Here is an 18,067-nt window from a genome sequence, read left to right on the forward strand (position 1 = left end):
ACTATTTTCTATTTATGAATTAAACATTTTTCCAATTTTCTTTTAACTCTCTGTAAAGCATTATCTATAGACTTGGCATGTCTATCTAAATCACATGCAATTTCTTGATATGACTTTCCATCGACATAAGACATAAGTACTTCCATTTCTAAATTTGACAACACTTCCCCTATTTCACTTTGTATATGATTTAGCTCTTCCCTTCCAATTACAAGTTCTTCGGGATCTGCCACCTTAGTTTCAGACAAAACATCCAATAAAGTTCTATCTGATTCTTCATCATATATAGGCTTATTTAAAGATATATATGTATTTAATGGAATATGCTTCTGTCTAGTAGCAGTTTTTATAGCAGTTATTATTTGACGGGTCACGCAAAGTTCTGCAAAAGCCTTAAAAGATGATAACTTATCTGGTTTAAAATCCCTTATGGCCTTATATAAACCTATCATACCTTCCTGGTAGATATCCTCCTTATCCGCACCGATTAAAAAATATGACTTTGATTTTGACTTAACAAAATTTCCATATTTATTTATCAGGTACTCCTGAGCACTTACATCCCCTTTTTTTGCCTCAATAACTATTTCTTCATCTAATTTTTCTTCAAAGGGGGAAACTTTCCTAGCATTATAACTCCCATTATCCAAGATATCCCCTCCAACACAATTATAAACCACTGCTACAATTATACATTAAAAGTAAATTTATAGTCAATACATTTTAGTCACTTTTACGAATCTTTTCAAGCTTTTCCAATATATCCTTTTTTATCCTATCTTCCAAGGTATTTCTTTGTTCGTGATATCTCTTTTCTATTTTACTTTTTATATGGTTCTCTACATTATTAACTTCATGATAAAATTCAATAGAGGACATCCTAACAGCACCTCTCTGAAATATTACTTGCTGTTCTAGCGAATCAGAAGTTACTACAAATACTTCATTTTTACGTCCTATATTATTTACAGTTCTTTCTATAAAACTATCTGCCGTCTCATTTTCTTTAGTAAATACTACTACAACATTTTTATTAATTTTTTCTTTTTTTTCTAAGCTTCCCGATACCATATGGGCATCAAATACTATAAAAACTTTATAGCCCTTATATACCGAGTAATTGCTTAAAGTTTCTATAAGCGACTGTCTTGCGGTTTCAAGGCTATAATTCTTTATATTATTTAACTTAGGCCAACTATTTATAACATTATATCCATCTACAAAAATATTTCTCAACTTCTACCACATTTTATTCTTTGCTTTAATATTTCATACATCAATATGCCACCTGCCACAGAAGCATTTAAGGATGATACTCTTCCTACCATAGGTATCTTTACCAGCACATCACATTTTTCTTTAGTTAGTTTAGCTATTCCTCTTCCTTCACTTCCTATTATTAAAGCCGCAGGCCCCTTAAAATCAACATCAAAGCAATAATTTTCTCCACTCATATCAGCCCCATATACCCATATACCATCTTTCTTTAATTTTTCTATTGTAGTATTTAAATTTGTAACTTTACATATTTTCATATACTCTGCTGCTCCTACAGAAGATTTATATACTACAGGCGTAATTCCCACATTTCTTCTTTTAGGTATTATAATTCCATGAGCACCGCATATCTCAGCAGTTCTTATTATTGCACCAAAGTTATGGGGATCTTCTATTTCATCTAATACAATTATAAAAGGGGCCTCTTTTTTTTCTTTAGCGTATTCTAATATATCCTCTACTTCACAGTATTTATAAGGGGTTATTTGTGCAATTACTCCTTGATGTGCTCCTGTCTGGGAAATTTTATCTAGCTTTTTTCTATCCACCTGTTTTACAACTATATGCTTTTCTTTAGCTTTAGCAAGTATTATATTTATAGAACCTGACATATTTCCCTCTGCAAGAAAAATCTGTTCTATAGTTGTATTACTTGATTTTAAAGCTTCAATAACTGCATTTCTGCCTTCAATTAAATCCTCTCTAAACTCAGTTTTATCTGTCAAGTTCGTTGACTTTTTATATTTATTTTTCATAATCCTACCCTTTATACCTCAATTTCTTATTTACTTTTTTAGTCTACCTTATATTCCCTTCATATCTCTTGTAACTTTCCACAAGTCATTTTTCCTTCCAAACAAGATCCATTTACACAGGAAGGTCCACAGTTCATAAACAAATTAGTCGTATACTCAATTAACTTAACCTCTAATGCCAATTAAAATTCCCCTTTATTCTTCAAGTTTATTATAAGCCTAAATAAATAATTTAATCTATCTCGGTTATCTATTAAATATAAAAAACCAATTAATGTTTCAAATCCAGTTGCAAATCTATACTCCTGTACATCTGCATTTTTAGGAACTGTCCCTGACTTAGCATTTCGTCCTTTTTTAAAAAAATATATTTCACTATCAGATAACTCTTGTTCCAATTTTTTTATAACTTCACTTTGAGAATGGGCCTTTACAAATTTTATAGCTTCCACATGCAAATTATGTACAGACATATTTCTGTGTTCACTGGCTAAATAAGTTCTTACAAACACCTCATATACAGCATCTCCAATAAACGCAAGTGCAAGGGGACTCATCTGTCTTACCTCTGCTTCACTCATTCTTATCTTTAACAAATCATTTTCCATCTTTATCCCCCGTTAAATTATAATCTCTATACTCTTTTCCATCTTACTCCTTCTGGTGTATCTTCTAATACTATTCCCTGTGCCTTCAAGTCATCCCTTATTTTATCGGAAAGTGCCCAGTTTTTTTCACTTCTAGCTATTTGTCTCTTCTCTATTAAAGCTTCAATTTCTTTTTCAATGCTTCCTCGCTTAGATTGCTGTAGTATTCCAAGTGGAGCTCCCAGTTCCCTTATTAAATTGAGACAATTCCTAATTACTTCCACAGAGGAATCCTTATTTATGCTTACATTTATATCCTTTACCAGGTCAAAAATTACAGATATAGCATCTGCTGTATTAAAGTCATCATCCATCTTTTCAATGTATCTTTGCTTGTATTTATCTAATTTATTTCTATACTCTTTTTCATCTTCTGAAATTGGTATGTCTTCTTTATTATCTAGAAGATTTTCTAAATTTGTTATTGAATTGTACAATCTATCTAACGCTGATTTTGTAGAATCTAAAAGTTCCATACTAAAATTTATTTGAGTTCTATAATGACCTGATAACATAAACATTCTTATTACGTCCGGTTCATATTTTCCCAAAATTTCCCTTACAGTAAAAAAGTTATTTAGTGATTTTGACATTTTTTGGTTATTTACATTTACAAAAGCAGAATGCATCCAATACTTCGCAAATGTTTTACCGGTTCTACCTTCACTTTGAGCTATTTCATTCTCATGATGGGGGAACATTAAATCAGACCCACCTGCATGTATGTCTATAGTTTCTCCTAGTAAATCATGCGCCATACAGGAGCATTCTATATGCCATCCCGGTCTTCCCATTCCCCAAGGGCTTTCCCATGCAGGTTCACCAGGTTTTTGCCCCTTCCAAACTGCGAAATCCATAGGATCTTTCTTTCTCTCATCAACATCTATTCTAGCTCCTGCCCTAAGATCATCTATATTTTGTCCAGAAAGTTTTCCATAATTGCTGAATTTCTTTGTACTAAAATAGACATCCCCATCTATCTCATAGGCATAGCCTCTATCTATTAAATCTCCTATAAATTCAATAATTTTTGTTATGTATAAAGTAGCTCTAGGATTTACAGTAGCTCTTTTTATGTGCAAAGCATCTGCATCCTTATAATATTCTTTTATAAACTTATCTCCCAGTTCTTTTACAGTTATATGTTCATCTTGTGCTTTTTTTATCATCTTATCATCAATATCTGTAAAATTTTGTACAAATCTCACTTTATATCCCTTGTACTCCAGGTATCGTCTAACAGTGTCAAATACAACAAAAGTTCTGGCATTGCCTATATGAAAAAAATTATATACTGTAGGGCCACATACATACATTTTTACTTCATTGGAATCCAATGGAACAAACTCTTCCTTTTCCCTGGTCATTGTATTAAAAATTTTCATGATATTTTGGCCTCCTTGTTTAGTTTCCCTATTTATATCAAGTGATTCTTAGGTTCAGGTGGAGTTTACTTATAAGGAATACCCTTTCTCCATCTGAACCTTAGAAGAATTTATCCAGATGCGTAGCAGTGCTTATCCCCCCACTTTGAAGAAAAGCAGATATTCCAAATCTTTGATTCGGTGATAGTCGCTTTCACTGTGTGCGATGGGGGTGTTAGCAATGGTAGCAATCGGATAAACTAAATTAAAAATATAAATAAAGTTTTTTTACACCAAATAAAATTCTTATCCATAGAATCCTTAGAATTTCTCATCTATAATAGATACCTATTGGACAAAATTCTTACTCTAATTTCGATTTAAATTCCCTAAATATTTTATCACATTATTGTAACTTATTTAAGTGCTATTAATATTTTTATCCCTCTTGCTTTAAATAAGGAAAACCTATAAGGATCCATAACATCATGGAAGCTTATAGGTCTTTAACTTACTTTAATATTTTTCAACTATACTTTCAGCTATATTCAAATCCTCTGGTGTGGTCACTTTTATGTTTTCATAGTTGCCTTCATACAAATAAACCTTATTTCCATAATGCTCTACTACCATAGTATCATCAGTAACACACATTTTTTCATTCATTAATTTTTTATGACATCCATAAATTAAATCATATTTAAAACACTGCGGAGTTTGAACTGCAAATAAACTTTTTCTCTCTAATGTAGAAGAAGAAAATCCACTTTCTTCCCTAACTTTTAGTGTGTCCTTAGGCCTAACTCCACAAGCACAAGCCCCATACTTATTAGAATATTTTATTCCATCGTCAATAATTTTACTAGTGACAAAAGGTCTAGCTCCGTCGTGAATTAGAACAACACTACAGTTTTCTTTTTCTAAAACTTCTAATCCATTAAATACTGAATCCTGACGTTCTTTTCCCCCAGCAACTAATTTAACTACCTTCTGAAGTCCATATTTATCTACTACTTCTCTTTTACAATATTCTATCTCAGTTTCTGCACATACAAGTATAATTCCATCTATAAGAGGATTTATGGAAAATGCCCTTATAGAATAATATAATATAGGCTTACCCTTAATTTTAATAAATTGCTTATTAATAGTAGTTCCCATTCTTTTTCCCTTACCAGCAGCTACAATAATAGCATAATTACCATTCATAAGTTATAGATCCCCTTTTTGTCTTGCAAATATCATTCTTCCTGCTGCTGTTTGTAATACAGAAGTTACTACCACATCTTTTGTATCTCCTATATACTTTTTTCCACCTTCTACAACTATCATTGTTCCATCATCTAAATATGCAATACCCTGTCCTGATTCTTTTCCATCCTTAATTATTTGTACATTCATTTCTTCTCCTGGAAGTACAACAGGTTTCACCGCATTAGCAAGTTCATTTATATTAAGTACTGGTACTCCCTGGAACTCTGCAACTTTATTTAAATTGTAGTCATTAGTCACTACTTTTCCATCTAAAACTTGTGATAGTTTTAAAAGCTTGGCATCTACTTCCGGTATGTTTGGAAAATCTTTTTCATATATCTGAACATCAATATTTAACTCTTTCTGTATCTTATTTAATATATCTAATCCTCTTCTTCCCCTAGTTCTCTTCAATCCATCTGAAGAATCAGCTATATGTCTTAATTCTGCTAGTACAAAGTTTGGAATTACAAGTGGTCCCTCTATAAATCCAGTTTGGCATATATCAAATATTCTCCCATCTATTATTACAGAAGTATCTAAAACCTTAGGATAACCTTTATGTGCATGTTGGTGCTCCCCTTTAGATTTTTTTTCTCTAGTTCCCTGAAGTCTTTTAGTTGCCACACTAGCAGCTATATTAGAAAACATGGACATTAATTCTTCCCTTTTTCGTATAGCAATATTTGCACCTAATGCAGCCATAAGTATAGCTACTATTACTGCAAGTACAGTCCCCACAACTGGTATCTTTTCTAACAAATTAAGAAATACTGCTGATATTAAAAGTCCTATTAATGCTCCCAAAACACCTAATAATATTTCTACTGCAGGAAGCTTTTGAAGGCTCTTTTCGATATAATCCATAGTTTTCATAATAATTGAATTAATCCATGGTGATATTAAAAATAACATGATTCCAAAAAACAAAGTTAATATAGATAAAAATAAAAATTGTTTAACTGGACTATTTCCTAAATAAAATATTTTAACAAAGTAGTTAGAACTTAACGCACTCTTTCCTAGCAAATATCCTAATATTAAGCCTATTATTGTAAAAAGTCCTCTCAGTATTTTTTTTAACAATAGACTCACCTCCCCTACATTGATGTTTTTTCATTACATTTACTATATATTAATAAACTAGATTTTTCAATAAAACCAAATTTATTTAATAAATTATTTACTTTACGTCCTTAATTTAACAAGCCCCTTTAGATAATTATACCAAAAAATAAAATTTATAAACATTTTTGTCCATTATTTCACATGACAATCCCCCTATTCATAAATTTATTCTTGGTTTATTATATATGCATAGAGCAATTTTACTTAGTACTAACTTAAGTTTACAAATAATATCCTAAATATATAAGGAGTTGAACCTGATGAAAGATATAATTTTTGATAATTTTCAAAACGCAGTAAGTGAATCTTTATTAAGGCATAAGAGTATTTTAGATATAATTACGAAACTTCAGGAATCAAATGCTAGAATAAATAGAGCTGTTGCAAAATCTATTACTAATTGCGGATGTATAGAAGTTTGTGGTAAGAAACAACATATTCCATCCGAAGATAATACTTTGGATATTGAATCCCTAAGATCTTGCTTAAGTACTCATGTAAAAGGTAAGCTATGTGACAACTGTAGAGATGTAATACAAAACGAAATAGGAAATAATTTATTTTATCTTACTTGTTTATGTAATACACTGGATATAAATCTATATGACATACTTTTAAAAGAATATGACAAAATAAATACTCTAGGTAAGTATTCCTTCAGATGATTTCTAGCACAAAATAATACCAGTCATATTATTTTGTGCTTAAAATTTATTGTCTATCATGATTTGTTCCCTAAGTCTTCTCAATCCATTCTTTATAGCTCTAGCCCTAGCTTCTCCTATTCCTTCAACTTTATCAAGCTGCTCATAGGATGCTTCCATAACACCTTTAAGCTCCTTAAAATTTTTCACTAAATTTTCTATTACATTAGTTGGTATCCTAGGAATTTTGTTTAACATTCTGTATCCTCTTGGCGATATCAATGTATCAACTAGAGGGGCTCCTGCATATCCCAAAGATTTAGAAATACAATCAAGATTGAATAGTTCACTTGAACTTATTTCTTGAAGTTGCTTATATATTTCATCATAATCCATACCACTTTGACAATAGTCTCTTATCATAAATATTCCATCTCTTTCAACACTTTTAATTAATTCGTTTAATTGCATTGAAATTAATCTTCCTTCATTTCCAAGTTCACATATGTATCTTTCAATCTCCGATACTATTCTCATTACCATTTCAGTTCTTTGGATAGCCGTCATTACATCAAATAGTGTTACTATGTCTTGAAACTCTAAAATATTAAGATTGTTAACAACCCCATCAAGTACAGAGACGTACTTTTCTAAAGTTTGCAGTGCTTGATTAGCCCTTCCAAGCATAACACTACTGTCCTGTAATACATATTTAATGTATCCTTTATATACAGTTATTACATTTCTCCTTTGAGAAATAGCAATAACTATAGCCCCTGTTTGTTTAGCCACTCTATCTGCAGTTCTATGCCTTGTTCCAGTTTCAAAAGTTGGAATAGATGAATCTGGAATAAGTTGAGTGTTTGCATATAATATTCTCTTTAAATCACTGCTCAATATTATAGCGCCATCCATTTTTGCAAGCTCATATATATAAGAAGAACTGTACTCAGAATTAATGGTAAATCCACCGTCTACCACTTTCATTATCTGTTCACTGTCTCCTAAAACTACAAGCCCGCCAGTTTTAGCCCTCAAAATATTTCTAAGACCTTCCCTAAGTTGAGTACCTGGAGCTAAAAGTTTTAATATACTTTTAAGTTCTTTATCTTTTTCTAATCTCAAAATCATCACCCTAATTAAAAAACTTTATTTAATGCCTCCTTCAGGGAGGATACACCTATAACATTTATATCTTTACAATTTACCTTTCCATTATTTCTATCTGGTATTATTATATTCCTAAATCCCATTTTTTTTGCTTCATTTACAATTCTATCACAAAATGATACTGGTCTAACTTCACTTGTAAGTCCAATCTCACCTACTGCCAAAAGATTATCTAGACCTATTTCCCTAGATTTAGCACTAGATATAAGTGCAAGGGCAAGCCCTAAATCTCCAAAAGTTCCTTCTATCTTAAGTCCTCCTACTACATTTACATAAACATCACAATTATAAAATGTAATTCTAAGTTTTTTCTCAAGTACCGCTAAAATTAAATTTAATCTGGAGATATCTACTCCAACTGCTGTTCTTCTTGGCATAACTGCTTTAGTTTCACTAACCAACGCTTGTATTTCTACTAGTATAGGCCTTTTTCCTTCCATTATACCAATAATTACAGAACCTTCTTTTTGAAATTCTCTATCTTCTAAAAATGCTGCAGAAGGATTTAATATTTCTTTAAGCCCGCTTCCTGCCATTTCAAATACACCAATTTCACTGGTAGTACCAAAACGGTTTTTTACAGTTCTTAAAATTCTTAACTCTCCTGTTCTTTCTCCTTCAAAAGACAGTACAGTATCCACCATATGCTCTAGTACCCTAGGTCCCGCTAGCTCACCCTGCTTTGTAACATGTGCCACTATAAAAAAAGATATATTATTAGACTTCCCTATACGCATAATATCGTTAGAAGTTTCCCTTACTTGAGACACACTACCCGGTGCTGAGCTAATAGATTCTTTAAATAAAGTCTGAATAGAATCCACTACTACAAATACAGGTTTAGTTTGTTCTATATGAGCCTTTATTTTATCAATATTAACTTCTGAAACTATATAAAGATCATTAGACAAAGAATCAAGTCTATCTCCCCTCATCTTTATCTGTTCTTCTGACTCTTCTCCTGAGACATACAGCACTTTTCCATACTTTTCAGCAATATTGCTGGCCGTCTGTAAAAGCAAAGTCGATTTTCCAATACCAGGAGCTCCGGATATAAGTGTTATTGAACCTTTTACAATGCCTCCTCCAAGAACTCTATTCAATTCCATTATACCAGTATCTAACCTTTCATATTCACCGGATTTTATATTATTTATACTCTTGGGTGTGCTGCTAAACTTCATATCAGAAAATGTTACTTCCTGAGGCGACTTAATCTCTTCTACCATGCAATTCCATTTATTACAATTAGGACATTTACCCAGCCACTTTGGGGATTCATATCCACATTCCTGGCATACAAAAACCGTTTTTTTCTTTACCATTGAATCATCTCTTCCTGTATAAATCAATAAAAATAGCTAAATTTATATAAACAGAGTTCTTAGCATAAAATGGAGTTTTAACTCCATTTTATGCTAAGAAATCGTTATCCAGGGACGTAGCTACTCTTTACTCCCACTTGGATAAAAACAGGCGTCCCAAATTCTTCTATTCGATGACAGTCGCTTTCGCGGAGTCCGTGGGAGTATTAGAGCAGGTAGTCATCGGATAAAAATTAAACTTTATACTGTAAAAAGTATAAAGTTTAATTTTATCTGAGTCAATCATTAATTAACTTTATTAAATAATAATTCTCCCTTTTCTACAACTACCTTAACCTTATCTCCTTTTTTAACATTACCTCTAAGCATTTCTTCAGAAAGTTTATCTTCTACAGTTTTTGTAATTGCTCTTCTAAGTGGTCTTGCACCATAAGTTAGGTCAAGGCCTTCTTTTGCCAAGAGTTCCTGTGCTTTATCTGTAAATCCAATTTCTATTTCCTGATCTTTAAGCCTTAAGGAAACATCTTTTAACATAAGTTTTACTATTTGTTTTAAATCTTCCTCTTCTAACTGGTGGAACACTATAATATCATCAATTCTGTTTAAGAACTCAGGCCTAAAAGAATTTCTAAGTTCCTCCATTATATTATCTTTCATCTTTTCATATTGACTTTCCTTGTCATCACCTTTAGCAGCAGTAAATCCCATAGATTTTTGTTTTTTAATGGTAGCTGCCCCAACATTAGAAGTCATTATTATTATGGTATTTTTAAAATTTATTGTTTTTCCTTTTCCATCGGTTAATCTCCCATCTTCAAGTATTTGAAGCAATATATTAAATACTTCTGGGTGTGCTTTTTCTATTTCATCAAACAGTACTACTGAATAAGGATTTCTTCTTACTTTTTCAGTAAGCTGTCCTCCTTCATCATAGCCTACATACCCTGGAGGCGATCCTATAAGTCTAGATACCGTATGCTTTTCCATATATTCTGACATATCAATTCTTATCATATTGTTTTCGTCGCCAAACATAGCCTCTGCCAAAGCTTTTGACAATTCAGTTTTCCCAACACCTGTAGGTCCCAAAAATATAAATGAACCTATAGGTCTCTTTGGATCTTTAAGTCCAACCCTAGCCCTTCTTACTGCCTTAGAAATGGATTTAACTGCTTCATCTTGACCTACTACTCTCTTATGAAGAATTTCCTCTAATTTGAGCAATCTCTCCGATTCTCTTTCAGTTAACTTCTCTACAGGTATATTGGTCCACTGAGATACTACTGATGCAATTTGATCTTCTCCTACCGTAAGTGTAGATACTTCCTTTTTAGTCTTCCAGTTAGTTTTTAATCCTTCTAATTTATTTTTTAATTCCTTTTCTTTATCCCTTAAACTAGCAGCTTTTTCAAAATCCTGTACCCTAATAGAATCCTCTTTTTCTTTAGTTGCCTTTTCTAATTCTTCTTCTAAATTTTTTAAATCTGGTGGGGCAATTAAATTTTGTATTCTAACTTTAGCAGCTGCTTCATCTATAAGATCAATTGCCTTATCAGGTAAATACCTATCAGTAATATATCTATCTGACAAGTTTACTGCTGCATATATTGCTTCATCTATTATTTTTACTCTATGGTGGGCCTCATATTTGTCTCTAAGACCTTTTAATATTAGAACCGCCTCTTCTTTAGTAGGTTCTCCTACTATTATAGGCTGAAATCTTCTTTCAAGTGCAGCATCCTTTTCAATGTATTTTCTATATTCATCTATAGTAGTGGCTCCTATGCATTGTATTTCTCCTCTAGCTAAAGCTGGTTTTAATATATTAGATGCATCTATAGCACCTTCTGCTGCTCCTGCTCCTATTATAGTATGAATTTCATCTATGAATAATATTACATTACCTGATTTTCTTATCTCTTCCATAACCTTTTTAAGTCTTTCTTCAAATTCTCCTCTATATTTTGATCCCGCTATCATTGAAGAAAGATCTAATGTTACTACTCTTTTTCCCCTTAAAAGTTCAGGTATATTACACGATACTATCTTTTCTGCCAATCCTTCTGCAATTGCAGTTTTACCTACACCAGGATCTCCAATTAGACAAGGATTATTCTTAGTTCTTCTACTTAGTATTTCCAAAACCCTCTGAGTTTCCTTATCTCTTCCTATAACAGGGTCCAATTTTCCCTCTTTTGCCATGTCTGTTAAGTCTCTTCCAAACTGATCTAAAGTTGGGGTTGGCTCTCCATTTTCTTTCTTAGTACTGCTTGAATTCATTGATGATTGCTCTCCTGAAAGTGAATCCACAAGTTCTTTCCTCAATTTGTTAAAATCCACTCCCAAATTGTTTAAAATAGTAAATGCAACTCCCTCTGCCTCTCTTATAAGTGCAAGTAGGATATGCTCTGGACTTATATAGTTATGGTTTAGATTCCTGGCTTCAAACAAACTTAGCTCTAAAAGTCTTTTCGTCCTTGGAGTAAGAGGGATTTCCTTATTGTACAAATTTATTTCTCCCCTACCCTCATATTCTTCTATAAAATTTCTTACTGTTTCAATATTTACATTCATATCACTTAAAAGATTTCTGGATATTCCTTCTTCTTTTAATATTCCCAAAAGTATATGTTCTGTACCTACATATCCATGTTGAAGTGCTTGTGCTTCTTCTTGAGCATAAACTAATACTTTTTGTGCTCTTTCCGTAAATCTTCCAAACATCATAGTATATTTCACCATCCTTCTTATTGAACTTTATCAATATTTAATTTTTCTTTTACAATTTTTGCTCTATTAAGATTCATTTCAATGGCTGATAAAATTTTCTCATTTCCATTTTGTATTGTAGCAGGCTGTGTACTTACTAAAAGATTGTTCAAGGTTGCCTTACTTATATTCTTAATTATTCCCATTTCAACGCCTAATCTTACATCAGACAAAAGCTTGAAACATTCATTTACATTTAAAATCACTGCTGATTTTAATATACCCAATGCTCTGTAAATTTTATCTTCTACCTCATATTTAAATTTTTTCATAAGATTTTCTCTAGAAGCCTTTTCTTCATTTGTTACCTGAACAACTACAGCTTTTAAATTGCTCAGTATCTCCTCTTCGCTTCTACCTAAAGTAACCTGATTGGAAATCTGATATATATTCCCTATGGCCTTTGAACCCTCACCATATAATCCTCTAACAGTCATTCCAACTTGAGATAATGCATTTAAAAATCCATTCATCTGATTGTTTAAAGAAAGTGCTGGCAAATGCAGCATAACAGAAGCTCTAAGTCCTGTTCCTATATTAGTGGGACATGCTGTAAGATAACCTAACTTTTCATCAAATGCATATTTTAAATTTTCTTCCAATAAATCATCTATTTTATCACTTACATTATATACTTCTTCCAAATTTAGCCCTGCCGTTATACACTGGATTCTAATATGATCTTCTTCATTTATCATAATACTTATAGTCTGCTGATTATCTAGTATAAAGGCAGATTTATGACTGTGATCTATCAAATTTTTGCTTATAAGGTGTTTTTCTAGATAATTTCGCTTTTCATTATCAGTTTCTTCCCACAAATAATTGGTCTTAAATGTGTCCTTATTACTGGAAGGTGTATAAAAAGCATTCTCTACTAGTTTGATTACCTCTTTGCTTTTTTCTTGATTTAATTTATGTGGAAATGGAACTTCAGCCAAATTTCTAGCTAATCTTATCCTACTACTTATTACCAAACCCCCGTTGCTGTCATCACAAGTAGTCGTCCAATTATTCAAAGTTAACCCTCCTTCCTATTTTCGTTGCTCACATGAACTTGTTTCTCAATTTCTTTTATAGCATCTCTTATAGTTGCTGCTTTTTCATACTCCTCTAAGGATACTGCCTTTTGAAGATCTGACTTTAACTTCAAAAGCTTATTTCTTTCAATAATACTTTTTCCTTGATTTTTAGGTATTTTACCTGTATGACCTAAATTTGCTTGAACCCTCTTAATTACAGGTTCTAAAATATTACTAAAATTTTTATAGCACTCACTGCATCCTAAAAGACCTGTTTTTTTAAATTCACTATAAGATGTACCACAGGTTTTACAAGATATATCAAAGGTTTTATGTTCTTCATTATTGCCGCTTGTCATATAATCCATAATTCCACTTAAAATATTTTGGAATCCAAATGGAGAAACAAAGTCTATTTGAGGTACAAAATTAAGTTCTCCCTTTTCCATAGCACACTTTTCACATAAATTAATATCCTGCTTGGAACCATTTATTATTTTTGTTATATGAACTGTAGCTTCATTCTTCTTACATATATCACAAATCATATCATCACTCCTATGCATATATGATTAACATTTAATGTAATTTAATACAATAAATATTATATCATATATTTGTCTATCTATTCATACCAAATTTAGGGCTCTTAAATATAACTACTATAATTGATTTTAATATATCTGCCCTCAATTTATTTTTATTATTCAATGCAATATTTAGTGTCCTATCATTTATTATAGTCTTTAATATTATGTTTTCTCTTTCCGTTATAACTTGCTCTTCAAGTAGCGTTTCTATAAGCTGTGCAGCAGTATTGTATGTTATGGTGTCCCCTATTTTTTCTATTATACTTTTAAGTAAATTCTCATTACAGTCAAATTCTATTTTTCGTATAATTATACATCCACCGCCGCCCCTCTTGCTTTCTATGTAGTAACCTTTATCCATAGTAAATCTAGTAGTCAATACATAATTTATCTGGGAGGGCGCACAGCTAAAATAATTAGCTAGTTCGTTTCTGCCAATTTGAAGTTTAGTCTCCTCACTATTATTAAGCATTTCTTTTATAAAGTCTTCTATTATATCTGATAATCTTGCCAATTTACCACCTTCTTGACTTTGACTTTCTTTGACCTTAAATTAATAATATTATTAATTTAGGTTTTATTCAACTTCTATATTTCACTAAATATATTTGTTTTATACACAAATACTAATTTCAAATACTATTTTCTCCATTTTTCTAATACATACTATTGTATACTGTTTATATGTGTTAAATAAGAATAATCACCATGTAGAATAATTTAATCCTCATTCTTAAATGCTTTTATACAATACTTTCCTCCATCACAGGTTTTATTTGGATTAACAGTAAAATACTTATTTTTTAACATATTACATACTATCTCTACATTTTTATTTTCATTGCTATCTACAACTATAGTTAATTTATCATTTTTATTTACTATTGCTATATAATCATATATACTACTATAATCCTCTAAAGTAATTTTACCTTTTATGCTCATTTTATATTCAGACATATAATCTCTCCTTAATTGAAAAGTTCATCTAATGATTAATAAAATTATTATTCATTGTAGTGAATTAAAATATACACAATATTTAATTTTAAAAAACCTCAATAGAATTATATTCTATTGAGGCTGAAATTTATTCTTGCCTAACTTTTATTTTATTTTTACTTTCTATTATCTTATTTGCTTGAATGTCTGGGACTTCCTCATATCTTTCAAATTTCATATTGAAACTTCCTCTAGCTTGAGTCATGGACCTTAAATCTGTAGCATATTTAAACATTTCTGCTTCAGGTACTTCAGCTATTATTATCTGATTTTTACCCGAAACTTCCATTCCAAGTACTCTCCCTCTTCGTTTATTTATATTCCCAATTATATCCCCCATATACTCTTCAGGGACACACACTTCTACATGTAAAATTGGTTCTAATAATACAGGATCAGCTTCTAAAATTCCTTTCTTATAGGCTAAAGATGCTGCTACCTTAAAAGCCATTTCTGAAGAGTCTACTGGATGATACGATCCATCATGTAATGTAGCTTTTATTCTTATTATAGGGTATCCAGCTAAGACCCCATGGTTAATACATTCTCTAAGCCCTTTTTCAACTGCCGGTATATACTGTCTTGGAACTACTCCCCCTACTACTTTATCCACAAATTCTAAATCATCTTCATTATCATTTCTTGGTTCAAACTTAATTTTTACATCTCCATACTGTCCATGTCCTCCTGATTGCTTTTTGTGTTTGCCCTGTACATCTGAAGTTTTCCTTATTGTTTCTCTATAATGTACTTTTGGTTCTCTCAAAATAACATCTGTTCCAAATTTAGACTTTAATTTAGATGATATCACATCAATGTGAACTTCACCTTGTCCAGAAATTATAGTCTCTGCATTTTCTACATCTCTAGATATTTTAAAAGTAGGATCTTCTTCTAACAGTTTACTTAGTCCATTAAATATTTTATCCTCATCATTTTTAGATTTAGGTAACATAGCCATCGAAATTACTGGCTCCGGAAATTCAATTGCTTTAAATGCAACTAAAGACGATGGGTCACATAAGGTATCCCCTGTGCTCGCAAATTGTAGTTTAGCAACAGCGCCCATATCTCCGGCTCCTATTTCCGACACAGGTATCTGCTGTTTTCCCTTTAAAAAATATAAGGTTCCTATTTTTTCACTTTTATCTTTTTTCACATTATATACTGTCATATCTGATTTGAGCTTACCAGTCATGACTCTAAATAAAGATAACTTACCTACAAAAGGATCAGCTATAGTTTTAAAAACAAAAGCTGAAAAAGGACTATTTTCATCTGCTTTAACTACAACCTGTGATTTTTGTTCTAAATTAACATTAATTACTTCTGAAGCTTCAGGAGATGGGAAACATTGAATTATATCTTCTAATAAAGTATCTATTCCTATTCCATTTACAGCAGAGCCACACATTACAGGTGTAATTTCACCTTTTGAGCAAGCTCTTATTAATCCTTTATAAATGTCTTCATCACTTAAAGTACCCTCACTAAAATATTTATCTAAAAGTTCCTCATCTGTTTCTGCCACAGCTTCCATAACCATATTCCTACATTTTGTGATTTTATCTAAAATATCTTTTGGTATAGTAGTTTCTTCTACTATGTTCTTATTATTCACTATATTAGCTTTTCCTGAAATAACGTTTACAATTCCTTTAAAATTATTTTCCTTTCCTATAGGATATTGAATTGGTACTACAGACATACCAAACTTTTCTTTTAATTCTGCCAATGTTTTATCAAAATCTGAATTTTCTCTATCCAACTTATTTATATAAAAAGCTCTAGGAAGTTTACTTTTATTGACACCACTCCAAGATTTCTCAGCTCCCACTTGGATTCCAGATACACTTGATAAAACAATTATAGCTACATCAACTGCTCTCAATCCTTCCATAGTTTCTCCTATAAAATCAAAATATCCTGGCATATCAACTAAATTTATCTTTGTATTTTTCCATTCACAAGAAGCTAAAGATGAAGCTATTGATATTTTTCTCTTTTTTTCTTCAATATCATAATCACTAACAGTACTTCCATCCTCAATTTTTCCAAACCTATCAACAACTTTTGTGTAATAAAGTATTGCTTCTGTTAATGTAGTTTTACCAGAACCACTATGTCCAATAAATCCTACATTTCTTAAATTATTTACTGAATATTTTTTCATAAGCAATCCCTCCCCTTACTTTTCGATTAATTATATATTCTATTTGCTAATTAAAATTCCTCCTACAATTAATTAAATTTTCAAAATAATTTTGCTTTTATATTATTATCTATGAAAACAAGTGCCTAAAATATGCACTCCATAAAAAAATAAACCAAAGGTGAGCTACCTTTGGTTTATTTTTACTAATCTATTTTAGGCATTTTCAAAGAAATAACTAATCAGTATGCTAGCCTATTTTTTATCATACTGCATCGGTAGAACCCTTAGATAAGATTCACTATCTGCGGAACCTTCCTCCTTGTCTGATAAAAAATATTCGTCGCATCTTTGACTTGTTATTTTCTTTCAAATGCCTTAATTAAATGAATTCAAAAAATAAAAATGGCTCCGTGGAGAGGGCTCGAACCTCCAACCCTTCGGTTAACAGCCGAATGCTCAACCATTGAGCTACCACGGAACAATCTATGCAGTGTATTTCTTTAAAAAACGAGTAACAAAATGTTACTCGTTTTGGTGGAGATAAAGAGATTCGAACTCTTGACCCTCTGCGTGCAAGGCAGATGCTCTCCCAGCTGAGCTATACCCCCGCATGGTGGACCTTCAGGGACTCGAACCCCGGACCCACCGGTTATGAGCCGGTTGCTCTAACCAACTGAGCTAAAGATCCTTATAACCTGGCAGCGACCTGCTCTCCCACAGGGCCTCCCCTGCAGTACCATTGGCACTGTGAAGCTTAACCTTCCTGTTCGGTATGGAAAGGGGTGTTACCTTCACGTCATTACCACCAGATTTATTATTGAAAATTGCTATAAGCTTATATCAATTTTCTTATCACAGTTTTATATTATACAGTGCTTTTAAACAACTGTCAATACTAAACATGAATTTAACCATAAAAATTTTATAGTTAAAGAAGAACTCTGTCCTCTCAAAATTGCACAGT

Annotated in this window: 17 protein-coding genes, 3 tRNA genes and 1 rRNA gene; 1 reads left to right on the top strand and 20 read right to left on the bottom strand. The window is 31.7% G+C overall.

Annotation, left to right across the window (positions count from 1 at the left end; all coding sequences use genetic code 11):
• Positions 1–8 precede the first annotated feature (8 nt).
• The 8 genes from sigH to B5S50_RS10055 all read right to left on the bottom strand — a co-directional run bounded on the left by sigH (position 9) and on the right by B5S50_RS10055 (position 6,384).
• Positions 9–650, bottom strand: coding sequence for an RNA polymerase sporulation sigma factor SigH (sigH, locus tag B5S50_RS10025; protein WP_065078555.1), 642 nt, complete (start codon positions 648–650; stop codon positions 9–11).
• A 73-nt stretch (positions 651–723) separates the two neighbouring features.
• Complete coding sequence (locus tag B5S50_RS10030) at positions 724–1,236, bottom strand: NYN domain-containing protein (RefSeq protein ID WP_217303701.1); 513 nt, start codon at positions 1,234–1,236, stop codon at positions 724–726.
• Positions 1,233–2,033 carry a 23S rRNA (guanosine(2251)-2'-O)-methyltransferase RlmB gene (rlmB, locus tag B5S50_RS10035; RefSeq protein ID WP_065078557.1) on the bottom strand — a complete coding sequence of 267 codons (801 nt, stop codon included), beginning with the start codon at positions 2,031–2,033 and terminating at the stop codon, positions 1,233–1,235. Before rlmB ends, B5S50_RS10030 begins: the two co-directional genes overlap by 4 nt.
• A 59-nt stretch (positions 2,034–2,092) precedes the next feature.
• On the bottom strand, positions 2,093–2,215 hold the full coding sequence (locus B5S50_RS21825) for a hypothetical protein (RefSeq protein WP_302180682.1): 123 nt from the start codon (positions 2,213–2,215) through the stop codon (positions 2,093–2,095).
• Positions 2,216–2,641 carry a Mini-ribonuclease 3 gene (locus B5S50_RS10040; protein ID WP_065078558.1) on the bottom strand — a complete coding sequence of 142 codons (426 nt, stop codon included), beginning with the start codon at positions 2,639–2,641 and terminating at the stop codon, positions 2,216–2,218.
• Between the two features lie 26 nt (positions 2,642–2,667).
• A complete protein-coding gene (cysS, locus tag B5S50_RS10045; protein ID WP_217303702.1) occupies positions 2,668–4,065 on the bottom strand; it encodes a cysteine--tRNA ligase in 1,398 nt (465 codons plus the stop codon).
• A 495-nt stretch (positions 4,066–4,560) separates the two neighbouring features.
• A complete protein-coding gene (gene ispD, locus B5S50_RS10050) occupies positions 4,561–5,253 on the bottom strand; it encodes a 2-C-methyl-D-erythritol 4-phosphate cytidylyltransferase (protein ID WP_065078560.1) in 693 nt (230 codons plus the stop codon).
• 3 nt (positions 5,254–5,256) lie between these two features.
• Positions 5,257–6,384, bottom strand: coding sequence for a PIN/TRAM domain-containing protein (locus B5S50_RS10055; protein ID WP_065078561.1), 1,128 nt, complete (start codon positions 6,382–6,384; stop codon positions 5,257–5,259).
• A 302-nt stretch (positions 6,385–6,686) separates the two neighbouring features.
• Here B5S50_RS10055 and B5S50_RS10060 point away from each other — a divergent pair, with 302 nt between their 5' ends.
• Complete coding sequence (locus B5S50_RS10060) at positions 6,687–7,091, top strand: hypothetical protein (RefSeq protein ID WP_013240714.1); 405 nt, start codon at positions 6,687–6,689, stop codon at positions 7,089–7,091.
• Between the two features lie 39 nt (positions 7,092–7,130).
• Here B5S50_RS10060 and disA read toward each other — a convergent pair whose 3' ends face one another.
• The 12 genes from disA to rrf all read right to left on the bottom strand — a co-directional run bounded on the left by disA (position 7,131) and on the right by rrf (position 17,913).
• Positions 7,131–8,195 (bottom strand): DNA integrity scanning diadenylate cyclase DisA, encoded by a 1,065-nt coding sequence (gene disA / locus B5S50_RS10065; RefSeq protein WP_065078582.1) that lies wholly within the window; start codon positions 8,193–8,195, stop codon positions 7,131–7,133.
• 14 nt (positions 8,196–8,209) lie between these two features.
• On the bottom strand, positions 8,210–9,565 hold the full coding sequence (gene radA, locus B5S50_RS10070) for a DNA repair protein RadA (RefSeq protein WP_217303703.1): 1,356 nt from the start codon (positions 9,563–9,565) through the stop codon (positions 8,210–8,212).
• A 285-nt stretch (positions 9,566–9,850) separates the two neighbouring features.
• Positions 9,851–12,292 carry an ATP-dependent Clp protease ATP-binding subunit gene (locus tag B5S50_RS10075; RefSeq protein ID WP_065078563.1) on the bottom strand — a complete coding sequence of 814 codons (2,442 nt, stop codon included), beginning with the start codon at positions 12,290–12,292 and terminating at the stop codon, positions 9,851–9,853.
• Between the two features lie 20 nt (positions 12,293–12,312).
• Entirely contained in the window at positions 12,313–13,353 is a 1,041-nt protein-coding gene (locus B5S50_RS10080; RefSeq protein ID WP_065078564.1) for a protein arginine kinase, read from the bottom strand.
• 2 nt (positions 13,354–13,355) lie between these two features.
• Positions 13,356–13,904 carry a UvrB/UvrC motif-containing protein gene (locus B5S50_RS10085; RefSeq protein ID WP_065078565.1) on the bottom strand — a complete coding sequence of 183 codons (549 nt, stop codon included), beginning with the start codon at positions 13,902–13,904 and terminating at the stop codon, positions 13,356–13,358.
• Between the two features lie 73 nt (positions 13,905–13,977).
• Positions 13,978–14,460: a CtsR family transcriptional regulator gene (locus B5S50_RS10090; protein ID WP_065078566.1), complete on the bottom strand. Its 483-nt coding sequence runs from the start codon at positions 14,458–14,460 to the stop codon at positions 13,978–13,980.
• A gap of 206 nt (positions 14,461–14,666) precedes the next feature.
• Positions 14,667–14,906, bottom strand: coding sequence for a hypothetical protein (locus B5S50_RS10095; RefSeq protein WP_065078567.1), 240 nt, complete (start codon positions 14,904–14,906; stop codon positions 14,667–14,669).
• 130 nt (positions 14,907–15,036) lie between these two features.
• On the bottom strand, positions 15,037–17,121 hold the full coding sequence (fusA, locus tag B5S50_RS10100) for an elongation factor G (protein WP_065078568.1): 2,085 nt from the start codon (positions 17,119–17,121) through the stop codon (positions 15,037–15,039).
• A 385-nt stretch (positions 17,122–17,506) separates the two neighbouring features.
• Positions 17,507–17,581 (bottom strand) — tRNA-Asn (locus tag B5S50_RS10105).
• 54 nt (positions 17,582–17,635) lie between these two features.
• A tRNA-Ala gene (locus B5S50_RS10110) sits at positions 17,636–17,711 on the bottom strand.
• Positions 17,712–17,714: 3 nt separating this feature from the next.
• Positions 17,715–17,791 (bottom strand) — tRNA-Ile (locus B5S50_RS10115).
• A 5-nt stretch (positions 17,792–17,796) separates the two neighbouring features.
• Positions 17,797–17,913 (bottom strand): 5S ribosomal RNA (gene rrf, locus B5S50_RS10120).
• Positions 17,914–18,067: the final 154 nt, after the last annotated feature.

The organism is Clostridium sp. 001, assembly GCF_019056555.1.
Classification (GTDB): domain Bacteria; phylum Bacillota; class Clostridia; order Clostridiales; family Clostridiaceae; genus Clostridium_B; species Clostridium_B ragsdalei.